This is a genomic window from Streptomyces sp. (genome assembly GCF_050698815.1).
GTDB lineage: Bacteria > Actinomycetota > Actinomycetes > Streptomycetales > Streptomycetaceae > Streptomyces.
Genome location: NZ_JBOHCV010000168.1, coordinates 1 through 12,335 on the forward strand (window position 1 = coordinate 1; position 12,335 = coordinate 12,335).

Consider the following 12,335-nt stretch of genomic DNA (forward strand, 5'->3'; position numbering starts at 1 on the left):
TCGGAGACCGTGACTACCAGCACTTCCGCCTCCAGCCACCACCTCTCGCCCGCCTTCCCCGGCCGCGCCCCCTGGGGCACCGCCAACAAGCTGCGCGCCTGGCAGCAGGGGGCGATGGACGCGTATCTCCAGCAGCAGCCACGCGACTTCCTCGCCGTCGCGACGCCCGGCGCGGGCAAGACGACATTCGCGCTCACCCTCGCCTCCTGGCTGCTGCACCACCACGTCGTGCGGCAGGTGACCGTCGTCGCGCCCACCGAACACCTGAAGAAGCAGTGGGCGGAGGCGGCGGCCCGGATAGGGATCAAACTCGACCCGGACTACAGCGCGGGACCCCTCAGCAAGGAGTACCACGGGGTCGCGGTGACGTACGCGGGCGTCGGCGTACGGCCCATGCTGCACCGCAACCGGGTCGAGCAGCGCAAGACCCTCGTGATCCTGGACGAGATCCACCACGCCGGTGACAGCCGGTCCTGGGGCGAGGCGTGCCAGGAGGCGTTCGAGCCCGCGACGCGGCGGCTCGCGCTGACCGGCACCCCGTTCCGGTCCGACACGAATCCGATTCCGTTCGTCGACTACGCCGAGGACCGTGACGGGGTGCGGCGCTCCGTCGCCGACTACACCTACGGCTACGGCACCGCGCTCGGCGACGGCGTCGTGCGGCCGGTCATCTTCCTGTCGTACAGCGGCAACATGCGCTGGCGCACCAAAGCCGGCGACGAGATCGAGGCGCGGCTCGGCGAACCGATGACCAAGGACGCCGTCTCGCAGGCCTGGCGTACCGCGCTCGACGCGCACGGGGAGTGGATGCCCGCCGTGCTGGGCGCCGCCGACCGGCGGCTGACCGAGGTGCGCAAAGCCATCCCGGACGCGGGCGGGCTGGTCATCGCCAGCGACCAGGACTCGGCCCGCGCGTACGCGAAGCTGCTGCGCGAGATCACCGGGCACGCGGCGACCCTGGTGCTGTCCGATGACGGCGGCGCCTCGCAGCGGATCGAGGACTTCCGCGGGTCGGAGGACCGGTGGATGGTCGCGGTCCGGATGGTCTCGGAGGGCGTGGACGTGCCGCGGCTGTCGGTCGGGGTGTACGCCACGACCATCTCCACGCCGCTCTTCTTCTCCCAGGCCGTCGGGCGCTTCGTACGGTCGCGGCGGCGGGGGGAGACGGCTTCGGTGTTCCTGCCCACCATCCCGACGCTGCTGACCTGGGCGAACGAGATGGAGGTCGAGCGCGACCACGTTCTCGACAAGCCGAAGAAGGACACCGAGGACGACCCGTACGCGGAGGAGGCCGATCTCCTCGCGGAGGCGGAGCGGGAGCAGGACGAGGACACCGGGGAGGACGACCAACTGCCCTTCGAGGCCCTGGAGTCGGACGCGGTCTTCGACCGGGTGATGTACGACGGCGCCGAGTTCGGCATGCAGGCGCACCCGGGCAGCGAGGAGGAGCAGGACTACCTCGGTATCCCCGGACTGCTGGAGCCGGACCAGGTGCAGACGCTGCTCCAGAAGCGGCAGGCGCGGCAGATCTCGCACAGCAGGAAACGGGCCGACGCGGACGCGGATCTGCTGGAGATGCCGGCCGACCGGCGGCCGGTCGTCACGCACAAGGAACTGATGGAGCTGCGCAAGCAGTTGAACGGGCTGGTGGGCGCGTACGTGCACCAGAGCGGCAAGCCGCACGGGGTGATCCACACCGAGCTGCGGCGGGTGTGCGGGGGGCCGCCGAGCGCGGAGGCCACGGCGGGACAGCTGGAGCAGCGCGTCGCGAAGGTGCGGGAGTGGGCGACGCGCATGAAGTAACTCCCCCAGCTACCGCTGGGAGGTGCCCCCAGCGCTGTGCTGCCGGCCGATCTTCTCGGGCTGCGCCCGTGGCCGGGCTGGGGCCCGCCGGTCTCGGGGCGGGCCCTGAGGCTGTGGCCGGCAGGGGTGGCGAGACCGCGGTGAGGGGGGCGTGGGCGGCCCACGGATGGATCTCGGGTGACCGGATTCTGGACAGGCTCTTCCGGACAGCGGTGCCGATCGCTAAGTTTTCCCGTCACACGCCTCGTGGCAGCGTCGTCGCGAAGCACAGCCGGTGACGCATGCACGCACCCCACGCGAACGACCCCGCGACGTGCCTCCGTCACCATCCCAGGAGGGGGGAGCGTCGTGACCGCGGAGACGTCTCAGACGCTCGACCGGGGACTACGTGTCCTGAAGCTGCTCGCCGACACCGATCACGGGCTGACCGTGACCGAGCTGTCCAACAAACTCGGTGTCAACCGAACCGTCGTGTACCGGCTGCTCGCCACCCTGGAGCAGCACGCGCTCGTCCGCCGCGACCTGGGCGGCCGGGCGCGGGTGGGGCTGGGGGTGCTGCGGCTGGGTCGGCAGGTGCATCCGCTCGTACGGGAGGCGGCGCTGCCCGCACTGCGGTCGCTCGCCGAGGAGGTCGGCGCTACCGCGCACCTCACCCTCGTCGACGGGACCGAGGCGCTGGCCGTCGCCGTCGTCGAACCGAGCTGGACCGACTACCACGTCGCCTACCGCACCGGCTTCCGGCACCCGCTCGACAAGGGGGCCGCGGGCCGGGCCATAGTTGCCGGCCGCGGGCCCGACCAGGAGCTGTACCCGGGCTACGTACTCACCCACGGCGAACTCGAGGCGGGCGCCAGCGGCGCCGCCGCGCCGCTGCTCGGCGTCACCGGCATCGAGGGGAGCGTGGGCGTGGTGATGCTCATGGACGCGGTGCCGGAGCAGGTGGGCGAGCGCGTGGTGCGGGCGGCGCAGGAAGTGGCGGACGCGCTGCGCTGAGGGTGGTGCGGATTGCTAGGTTGCGGGGGTGACTCCTTCCGCCCCCCGCCCGCGCCTCTCCAAGCGCCACCGCACGCTCGCGATCTGCGGGCTGCCGCTGCTGGCGCTGTTCGCCGTCACCGCCCTCGCGCCGCTGCCGATCTCGGTCGCCCAGCCCGGTCTCACCGCGAACGTGCTCGGCTACAACAAGGGCAAGCCGGTCGTCACCCTGTCCGGTGCGAAGGGCGAGAGCGGGCGCGCAAGCGGTGGCGGCAACGGCGGGAAGCTGCTGATGACCACCATCGCCGCGACCCAGCCGGACGCGACGATCCGGCTGCCGGAGGTGGTGGAGAACTGGTTCCGTACGGACCGGGCGGCGATGCCGCGGGACGCGGTCTACCCGGGCGGCGGCACCACGAAGGAGATCGAGGAGCGTAACGAGGGGGAGATGAAGCAGTCGCAGCAGGCCGCCATCAAGGCGGCCCTGCGGCAGCAGCACAGGTCCCCCGACGACGTGCGCGTCACGCTCCGCCTCGCCGACGTCGGCGGGCCCAGCGCGGGCCTGCTCTTCTCACTCGGCATCATCGACAAGCTCGACGGCGGCGACGGCGGTGGCCTGACCGGCGGCCGTACGATCGCCGGCACCGGGACCATCAAGGCCGACGGCACGGTGGGGCCCGTCGGGGGCGTACCGCTGAAGACGAGGGCGGCGAAGCGGGACGGCGCCACCGTCTTCCTCGTGCCGAAGGCCGAATGCGGCGACGCGCAGGCCGAGTTGCCCAAGGGCCTGCGCCTGGTTCCGGTCGCCACCCTGGACGGGGCGCTGAAGTCGCTCAAGGCGCTGAAGGACGGCGGCCGGGTGCCCCGCTGCTGAGTGCTGCCGACCGCCGACGCTCAGCCGGTCTTGATGAAGCCCTTGCGCAACAGCCAGTCCTTGGCGACGTCGTGCGGGTCCTGGCCCTCGACGTCCACCTTGGCGTTGAGGCCGCGCGCCATGTCGTTGTCGAGCGCCTTGGTGATGGGCGCGAGCAGCTTCTCGATCTGCGGGTACTTCTTCATCGTCGCGCTGTTCATCGCGGGCGCGGCGTTGTAGTTGGGGAAGAACTTCTTGTCGTCCTCGAGGACGTTGAGGCCCAGCGCCTGGATGCGGCCGTCGGTCGAGGTGACCTCGCCCAGCATGCACGGGGTGCCCTTGTCGGCCTGTTCGTAGATGACACCGGCGGCCATCTTGTGCACGTTGCCGGCGGGGACCTTCATGCCGTACTTCTTCGCCATGCCGTTGAGCCCGTCGTCCCGCGCGGCGAACTCGCTGTCCAGGCACAGCGTCGCGGCCCCGGGGGTCTTGCGGGACAGCTCGGCGACGTCGGAGAGGCTGCGCAGGCCGTACTTCTTCTTGAGCTTGTCGTTGATCGCCAGCACATAGGTGTTGTCGAGGGCGGAGGGCGCCAGCCAGGTGATGCCGTTGTCCCGGTCCGCGTCGCGTACGACCCGCCACTGCTCCTTGGGGTCGGGTACGGGCTTCACGTGGCCGAGGTAGGTGATCCAGCCGGTGCCGGTGTACTCGTACATCCCGTCCGCCGCACCGGACTTGACCGCCTCGCGTGCCCCGATGGAGCCCTGGATGCCGGTGCGGTCGACGACGTCGGCGCCGGCGGCACGGAAGACCAGTGCCATGATCCGGCCCAGGATGAGCTGCTCGGTGAACTCCTTGGAGGTCACCGTCAGTTTCGCTCCCGCCAGCGGCTGCCCCTTGCCGACCGTGCCGGGCCGTATCTTGTCGCTCACGGGGCTGCCGCTGACCAGGCCGCAGCCGCTCAGGGTGCCGACGAGCGCGAGGACCACCGCGCCGGCGGCGAGCGGGTGCGTGCGGGCGGTACGGGCGTCAGGGGCGGTACGGGCCGTACGGGCGAGCGCGTGCCCCCGCCGCGGCGTGCGCGTGCGCATCAGGACGATCCCTCCAAGCCGCGCGGGCGCAGCAGCAGTTCGACGAGTGAGGCGAGCCAGTCGACCAGCAGCGCCAGCACGACGGTCAGCACCGAGCCGAGCATGAGCACCGGCATCCGCTGGCTGGTGATGCCCGCGGAGATCAGGTCACCGAGTCCGCCGCCGCCGATGAAGGTGGCCAGGGTGGCGGTGCCGACGTTGAGCACGAGGGCGTTCCGTACGCCCGCGAGGATCAGCGGTACGGCGAGCGGCAGTTCGACCCTGGCCAGCACCCCCAGCGGCGACATCCCGATGCCCTTCGCGGCCTCGGTCAGGCCAGGGTCGATGCCGCGCAGTCCGGCGATGGTGTTGGCCAGCACGGGCAGCACCGCGTAGACCACCATGCCGACGAGTGCGGTGGTCTGTCCGACGCTGAGCCAGAACACCAGCAGGACCAGCAGGCCCAGCGACGGCACGGCCTGGCCCGTGTTGGCCACCGCCATGGCCACCGGTGACGCCTTGCGCAGCTTCTGGCGGGTCAGCGCGATGCCCAGCGGTATGGCGATGATCAGCACGAAGAAGGTGGAGATCACCGTCAGTTCGATGTGCTGGCGCAGCTGGAGCGCCACCTTGCCGCCGGAGATCGAGTTGCGGGCGATCGAGTCCAGGTCGGCATCGCGGAACCACAGCCAGGTGGCGAGCAGGACGAGCGCGAGCACGAGCGGCAGGATGGTCAGCTTCTGCCAGGTCAGCCGCGCCAGCAGCCGCTCGCCGGCGGGCGGGGCGGCGGGCGCCCGCTCATCCGGTGCCGGGTCCACCGCGGGGTCCAGTGCCGGGTCTGTTGCCGGGTCTGCTGCCGCGTCCGGCGTCGGTGCGGGTGGGCTCGTGTCGCTCACGTGAGACCTTCCAGCGCGGCGAGTGTGCTGCGCCGGGTCTGCTCGCCCAGCCGGTGCCGGTGCTCGATCGCCTCCAGCCGGTCGGCGTCCAGGAGTCCGTGCACGCAGTTCATCAGCGTTTCCATGTCGACGACGCCGGTGTACTCGCCGCGCCGTCCGGTCACCGCCACCCGCCCCGCGTTGTCGGTGAGTACCGCCTCCAGTGCGTCCCGCAGGGTCGCGTCGCGGGTGACCGTGTCGTGAACGAGCGTCCCCGCGCGCGCCAACGAGCCCTTGGCGTGGGTGAGATCGCCGCGCCGCAGCCACTTGTACGGGCGCTGCTTGCGGTCCAGCAGCAGCACCTCGTTGGTCGTGCCCGCGCCGAGCATCTCCGAGATCGTCTCCAGCGGCTCCTCGACGGTGGCGGTGGGGAAGTCGACGATCTCCACGTCCCGTACCCGGGTGAGGTTGAGCCGCTTGAGCGCGGCGCCCGCGCCGACGAAGCCGGAGACGAAGTCGTCGGCGGGATTGGTGAGGATGGCCTCGGGGGTGTCGAACTGGGCGATGTGCGACTGCTCGCGCAGCACCGCGATCCGGTCGCCGAGCTTGATCGCCTCGTCGAAGTCGTGGGTGACGAAGACGATGGTCTTGCGCAACTCGTGCTGCAGCCGTATCAGTTCGTCCTGCAGATGGTCGCGGGTGATGGGGTCGACGGCGCCGAAGGGTTCGTCCATCAGCAGCACCGGCGGGTCGGCCGCCAGCGCGCGGGCGACGCCGACACGCTGCTGCTGGCCGCCGGAGAGCTGCCGTGGGTAGCGGCCGTGGAACTCGGCCGGGTCCAGGCCGACCAGGTCGAGCATCTCCTCGACCCGGGCGCCGACCCGCGCCTTGGGCCAGCCGAGCATCTTCGGCACCTGGGCGATGTTCTGCGCGACGGTCATGTGCGGGAAGAGGCCGGAGGACTGGATCGCGTAGCCGATCCTGCGCCGCAACTTCACCGCGTCCATGTCGGTGACGTCCTCGTCACCGATCCGGATACGGCCCGAGGTCGGTTCGATCAGCCGGTTGATCATCTTCAGGGTCGTGGACTTGCCGCACCCCGAGGGGCCGACCAGCACGACGGTCTCGCCCGCCCCGATCTCCATGCTGACGTCGTCCACGGCCGGCACCCCCGAACCGGAGTAGCGCTTGGTCAGCCCCTCCAGCCGGATGGTGGCGCCGGACGCCGCCTCGCCGGACGTCTCGCCGGCCGGTGGTGCGGATGCGGGTGTGGTGGGCGCGGGTGTCTCAGGCACGTATCCCCCTCGGGATGGTGAGGCGTCCGACGAGCACGTAGGCGGCGTCGAAGAGCAGCGCGAGCACGACGATGCCGAGTGTTCCCGCGAGCACTTGGTTGATGGCGTTGGCGCTGCCCTGTCCGGCCACGCCGCGGAAGATGAGGTTGCCCAGGCCCGGCCCGGAGGCGAAGGCGGCGATGGCGGCGATGCCCATCAGCATCTGAGTGGCGACGCGGATGCCGGTGAGGATCGGCGGCCAGGCGAGCGGCAGTTCCACCTTCAGCAGTTGCCGGGTACGGGACATGCCGATCCCGCGTGCCGCGTCCACCAGGGTGGGGTCGACGCCGCGCAGTCCGACGATCGCGTTACGGACGATGGGCAGCAGCCCGTACAGGATCAGTGCGACGACCGTCGGTGCCACCCCGAGCCCGACGAGCGGGATCAGCAGGCCGATCAGCGCCAGAGAGGGCACCGTCATGATCGTCGCGGTCGCCGCGGTGGTGAGGTTTCCCGCCCATTCGCTGCGATAGGTCAGCACGCCGAGCAGGACGCCGATGACGGTCGCGGCAACGACGCACTGGAAGACCGCACTCGCGTGCTGGAACGAATCCGCCAGCAACTGGGCCTGCCGGTTGCCGAGGTACTCCCAGAAACTCACTCGGTCCCCTCGCCTCTTCGGTGTTCAGCGTTCAGTGTTCGGTGTTCAGTCCGTTCCCGGCCGCGGCCTGCCGGACCAGCGGGACGATGCGGAGCGGTACCGGGTTCTCCATGACGATCGCCGTCGAGGCGCGCACGATGCCGGCGAAGCCCACCACGCGGTCGATCACCCGCTGCAGATCGGCGTTCGATCGTGCGACGAGCCGGCAGAGCATATCCCCGTGGCCCGTCGTCGTATGCAGCTCGAGCACTTCCGGGACGGTGCGCAGGTGCGCCCGTACGTCCGCGCCGCGGCCCTGCTGGATCTCCAGGGTGGCGAAGGCGGTGACCGGATAACCGATGGCGGCCGGGTCGACGTCCGGGCCGAAGCCGCGGATCACTCCGGCGGTCTTAAGCCTGTCCAGCCGGGCCTGCACGGTGCCGCGGGCGACGCCGAGCCGCCGGGACGCCTCAAGCACCCCGATCCTCGGTTCCTCCGCGAGCAGTTCGAGCAGTCTTCCATCGAGCTGATCAATACCCATGGGTTCCCTCTCAGTAATCATCTTGCTGGGCACCTTGTACAGATCGTCCGGCGAAATCCGAGCTGGACTGTGCAGAGTGCGCAGCAGTAACGCAAAGTATTGCGCACCTTGTGGAACAGGGGGAGCCTTCGAACATGACTGAGACCACCCACGCGACCCCCGACACTTCCCGGCAAGCCGACCCCTTCCCGGTGAAGGGGATGGACGCGGTCGTCTTCGCCGTCGGCAACGCCAAGCAGGCCGCCCACTACTACTGCACCGCCTTCGGCATGAAGCTCGTGGCCTACTCCGGACCGGAGAACGGCAGCCGCGAGACCGCCAGTTACGTACTGGAATCCGGCTCCGCCCGGTTCGTCCTCACCTCCGTCATCAAGCCCTCCACCGACTGGGGCCGGTTCCTGGCCGACCACGTCGCCGCCCACGGTGACGGCGTCGTCGACCTCGCCATCGAGGTGCCGGACGCCCGTGCCGCGTACGCCTACGCGACCGCGCACGGCGCCACCGGCCTCACCGAGCCGCACGAGAAGACCGACGAGAACGGCACCGTCGTGCTCGCCGCCATCGCGACCTACGGCAAGACCCGGCACACCCTCGTCGAGCGCTCCGCCTACACCGGCCCGTACCTGCCGGGCTTCGCCGCCGCGCAGCCCATCGTGGAGCCGGGCAAGCGCCGTTTCCAGGCCATCGACCACTGCGTGGGCAACGTCGAACTCGGCAAGATGAACGAGTGGGTGGCCTTCTACAACAAGGTCATGGGCTTCACGAACATGAAGGAGTTCGTGGGCGACGACATCGCGACCGAGTACAGCGCGCTGATGTCGAAGGTCGTCGCGGACGGTCACCGGAAGGTGAAGTTCCCGATCAACGAGCCCGCGATCGCCAAGAAGAAGTCCCAGATCGACGAGTACCTGGAGTTCTACGGCGGCGCGGGCGTCCAGCACATCGCGCTCGCCACGAACGACATCGTCGCGACGGTACGGGCGATGCGCGCCGCCGGCGTGCAGTTCCTGGAGACCCCCGACTCGTACTACGACACCCTCGGCGACTGGGCCGGCGAGACCCGGGTGCCGGTGGAGACGCTGCGCGAGCTGAAGATCCTCGTCGACCGCGACGAGGACGGCTACCTGCTGCAGATCTTCACCAAGCCCGTACAGGACCGCCCGACCGTCTTCTTCGAGATGATCGAGCGGCACGGCTCCATGGGCTTCGGCAAGGGCAACTTCAAGGCGTTGTTCCAGGCGATCGAGCGCGAGCAGGAAAAGCGCGGCAACCTCTGACACACACGCTGAGCCCACCGCGGGCCGTACGGACCTGACGTGGTCGGTGCGGCCCGCAGCTGCTTCTGCTGCCGCAGCTGTTTCTGCCTGCCGCGGCCGCCTCACACCGTCTCTCATGCCGTCACGCCCCGTGGTCCGGCCTTCCCGGGGCGTACGCGCAGGTGCGAGGGTGAGGGCATGAGCGAGTTGACCGCACGGCTGGGGGAGGGCCTTCCCCCGGACGCCGTCCTCACCGACCGGGACGTGATCGTCTCCTACGCCCGCGACATGGCCGACTTCTGCGAGGCCGGGACGCCCGCGGCGGTCGTGCTGCCCAGGACCGTCGAAGAGGTGCAGCACGTCATGCGCACCGCGACCGCCCTGCGTGTGCCGGTCGTCCCGCAAGGTGCGCGCACGGGCCTGTCCGGAGCGGCCAACGCCAGTGACGGCTGCATCGTCCTCTCCCTCTTGCGGATGAACCGCATCCTGGAGATCAACCCGGTCGACCGCATCGCCGTCGTGGAGCCCGGCGTCGTCAACGCGACGCTCACCCGCGCGGCCAACGAGCAGGGCCTGCACTACCCCCCGGACCCCAGCAGCTGGGAGGAGTGCACGATCGGCGGCAACATAGGCACCGCCGCCGGCGGCCTGTGCTGCGTGAAGTACGGGGTCACGGCGGAGTACGTGCTCGGCCTGGACGTCGTACTGGCCGACGGCCGCCTGATGTCCACGGGCCGCAGCACCGCCAAGGGAGTCGCCGGCTACGACCTGACCCGCCTCCTCGTCGGCTCCGAAGGCACCCTGGGCATCGTCGTACGCGCGGTCCTCGCGCTCAAGCCCCGGCCGCCCCAACAGCTGGCACTGGCCGCCGAGTTCCCCTCCGCGGCAGCGGCCGGCGACGCGGTCTGCCGGATCATGGAGAGCGGCCACGTCCCCTCACTGATGGAGCTGATGGACCGTACGACGCTGCGCGCGGTCAACGCCCTGACCAACATGGGACTTCCCGATTCCACCGAGGCGCTGCTGCTGGCCGCGTTCGACACCGCCGACCCCGGCGCCGACCTGACGGCCGTGGGCGCGCTGTGCAAGGAGGCGGGGGCGAGCGAGGTCGTACCCGCAGAGAACCAGGCCGAGTCGGAGATGCTGCTCCAGGCGCGGCGCAGCGTCCACTACGCGCTGGAGGCGCTTCCCGGGACGACGATGATCGACGATGTGTGCGTACCGCGCTCCAGGCTGGCCGACATGCTGGAGGGCACGGCGGCGATCAGCGAGAAGTACGGCCTCACGATCGGCCTCTGCGCCCATGCCGGCGACGGCAACACCCACCCCACCGTCTGTTTCGACCCGGACGACGAGGACGAGACGCGCCGCGCACACGAGGCCTTCGACGCCGTCATGGCGCTCGGGCTGGAACTGGGCGGCACCATCACCGGCGAACACGGCGTCGGCGTACTGAAGAAGGAGTGGCTGGCCCGTGAACTCGGGCCTGTGGGGCTGGAGATGCAGCGCGGCATCAAGGAACTCTTCGACCCGCTGGGGCTGTTGAACCCGGGCAAGCTGTTCTGACTCCGGCTGACCCCTCTGACTCCGGCTGACCCCTCGGGCGCCTGCGCCGGGGTGCTCAGCCGGGCAGCGGCTGGGACAACGGCTGCGGCAGCGGCTCCAGCAGCTTGTGCGGCGTCATCAGGGCGCGGCTGACCGGGTCCTGCGGCACGGACCCTGCGCCAGGCCCGGGGCGCATCTCGACGTCCTGAGGCGGGACGTTCACATCGCACGCGGGGCAGCGGCCCGCCTGGTCGAGGCGGGTGGCGCACTCCGCGTGCCGGAAGTCCCGGCGGCGTCCGCCTTCGGCGCCGTAGTGCTGCTCGCCCCACATGGCCAGGGCGTACACCGCGGGCCACAGCTGGCTGCCCTTGGCCGTCAGTACGTACTCGTCGCGCGGCGGCGCGTCCTGGTAGCGCACGGCCTCCAGCACGCCGGCGTCGGTGAGGGTGCGCAGCCGTGTGGAGAGGACAGCGCGCGGCATGGCCAGATGCATCAGGAAGTCGTTGTAGCGGCGCACACCGTAGAAGGCGTCGCGGACGATCAGCAACGTCCAGCGCTCGCCGACCAGTTCGAGGGTGCGGGCGAGCGAGCAGCTCTGCGCCGCGTAATCCTTCCCGAGAGCCATACGGCCAGCCTAACAAAAGGTTCAGTGACCGAACTCATAGGTTCATTCACTGAACCCACGATGCTAGGGTGCTCGCCATGACCGTGAGTTCAATGAATGAACCTGGCGCGGCGACCCCCGAAGCCCACGGGCGCAGCCCCGCCGGCACTCTCGCCGTCACCACGTCCGTGACCTTCCTCGTGCTGATGAACTACACCGCGCCCATGACCGTGCTGCCCGACATGGCCGCCTCCCTCGGAACCGGCCTCTCCGGCCAGGCGTGGCTGCTCAACGGCATCGCACTCGGGCTGGCGGCCATGCTGCTCGTCGCCGGCAGCCTCGCCGACGACTACGGCCGCAAGCGCGTCTTCGTCCTCGGCACCCTCGCCCTCGCGGTCACCATGGCGCTCGGTGCGGCGACCACCGGCACCGTCGGCTACACCCTCGCCCGTGTCGCACAGGGCGGCGCCAGCGCGGCCGTGATCGCCGCCAGTCTCGGACTCATCGCGCACGCATTCCCGTCCGGCAGGGAGCGAGTGCGTGCCACCGCCCTGTGGGGGGCGTCGCTCAGCGGCGGCATCGCCGCAGGACCGCTCGTCTCCAGCGGGCTGAACCCGCTCAGCTGGCGCGCCTGCTACGTGGTCTACGCGGTGGCCGCCGTCCTCGCCGCCGCATTCTCCGTCCGTACGCTCCAGGAGTCGCGGGACCGCCGCCCCGGGCGTCCCGACCTGATCGGCGCGCTCACCCTCGGGCTCTCACTGTCGGCACTCTTCGCCGCGCTCACCACGGGCCGGGACGGCTGGGCGCGCCCGTCCGTGGCGATCCTGCTGGGAGCGGCGGCGGTGCTGGGTGCGGTCTTCGTCGCGGTCGAGCGGCGCAGCGGCGCCCCCATGATCGACCTC

Annotated in this window: 12 protein-coding genes; 6 read left to right on the plus strand and 6 right to left on the minus strand. The window is 70.5% G+C overall.

What is annotated here, in order from left to right; translation table 11 throughout:
• Positions 1-9 precede the first annotated feature (9 nt).
• The 3 genes from ACRDP3_RS06335 to ACRDP3_RS06345 all read left to right on the plus strand — a co-directional run bounded on the left by ACRDP3_RS06335 (position 10) and on the right by ACRDP3_RS06345 (position 3,649).
• Positions 10-1,803 carry a DEAD/DEAH box helicase gene (locus ACRDP3_RS06335; protein ID WP_431515840.1) on the plus strand — a complete coding sequence of 598 codons (1,794 nt, stop codon included), beginning with the start codon at positions 10-12 and terminating at the stop codon, positions 1,801-1,803.
• 348 nt (positions 1,804-2,151) lie between these two features.
• Complete coding sequence (locus tag ACRDP3_RS06340; RefSeq protein WP_431515830.1) at positions 2,152-2,796, plus strand: IclR family transcriptional regulator; 645 nt, start codon at positions 2,152-2,154, stop codon at positions 2,794-2,796.
• Positions 2,797-2,824: 28 nt separating this feature from the next.
• Positions 2,825-3,649 carry a S16 family serine protease gene (locus ACRDP3_RS06345; protein WP_431515831.1) on the plus strand — a complete coding sequence of 275 codons (825 nt, stop codon included), beginning with the start codon at positions 2,825-2,827 and terminating at the stop codon, positions 3,647-3,649.
• Positions 3,650-3,669: 20 nt separating this feature from the next.
• On the opposite strand, the gene ACRDP3_RS06350 is transcribed toward ACRDP3_RS06345, so the two are convergent.
• The 5 genes from ACRDP3_RS06350 to ACRDP3_RS06370 all read right to left on the minus strand — a co-directional run bounded on the left by ACRDP3_RS06350 (position 3,670) and on the right by ACRDP3_RS06370 (position 8,028).
• Positions 3,670-4,719 (minus strand): glycine betaine ABC transporter substrate-binding protein, encoded by a 1,050-nt coding sequence (locus ACRDP3_RS06350; RefSeq protein WP_431515832.1) that lies wholly within the window; start codon positions 4,717-4,719, stop codon positions 3,670-3,672.
• A complete protein-coding gene (locus ACRDP3_RS06355) occupies positions 4,719-5,528 on the minus strand; it encodes an ABC transporter permease (protein ID WP_431515841.1) in 810 nt (269 codons plus the stop codon). Before ACRDP3_RS06355 ends, ACRDP3_RS06350 begins: the two co-directional genes overlap by 1 nt.
• Positions 5,529-5,590: 62 nt before the next feature.
• Entirely contained in the window at positions 5,591-6,868 is a 1,278-nt protein-coding gene (locus ACRDP3_RS06360; RefSeq protein ID WP_431515833.1) for a betaine/proline/choline family ABC transporter ATP-binding protein, read from the minus strand.
• Positions 6,861-7,508, minus strand: coding sequence for an ABC transporter permease (locus ACRDP3_RS06365; RefSeq protein ID WP_431515834.1), 648 nt, complete (start codon positions 7,506-7,508; stop codon positions 6,861-6,863). Before ACRDP3_RS06365 ends, ACRDP3_RS06360 begins: the two co-directional genes overlap by 8 nt.
• 31 nt (positions 7,509-7,539) lie before the next feature.
• Positions 7,540-8,028, minus strand: coding sequence for an Lrp/AsnC family transcriptional regulator (locus tag ACRDP3_RS06370; protein ID WP_431515835.1), 489 nt, complete (start codon positions 8,026-8,028; stop codon positions 7,540-7,542).
• A gap of 134 nt (positions 8,029-8,162) precedes the next feature.
• Here ACRDP3_RS06370 and hppD point away from each other — a divergent pair, with 134 nt between their 5' ends.
• Both hppD and ACRDP3_RS06380 read left to right on the plus strand, forming a co-directional pair.
• Positions 8,163-9,305, plus strand: coding sequence for a 4-hydroxyphenylpyruvate dioxygenase (gene hppD / locus ACRDP3_RS06375; protein ID WP_431515836.1), 1,143 nt, complete (start codon positions 8,163-8,165; stop codon positions 9,303-9,305).
• Positions 9,306-9,482: 177 nt separating this feature from the next.
• Complete coding sequence (locus ACRDP3_RS06380; protein WP_431515837.1) at positions 9,483-10,850, plus strand: FAD-binding oxidoreductase; 1,368 nt, start codon at positions 9,483-9,485, stop codon at positions 10,848-10,850.
• Between the two features lie 55 nt (positions 10,851-10,905).
• On the opposite strand, the gene ACRDP3_RS06385 is transcribed toward ACRDP3_RS06380, so the two are convergent.
• Positions 10,906-11,454 (minus strand): winged helix-turn-helix transcriptional regulator, encoded by a 549-nt coding sequence (locus ACRDP3_RS06385; RefSeq protein ID WP_431515838.1) that lies wholly within the window; start codon positions 11,452-11,454, stop codon positions 10,906-10,908.
• Between the two features lie 92 nt (positions 11,455-11,546).
• Between ACRDP3_RS06385 and ACRDP3_RS06390 the strand changes: the two genes are divergently transcribed.
• Positions 11,547-12,335, plus strand: a 789-nt coding sequence (locus tag ACRDP3_RS06390; RefSeq protein ID WP_431515839.1) for an MFS transporter, incomplete at its 3' end; no start/stop codon positions are given.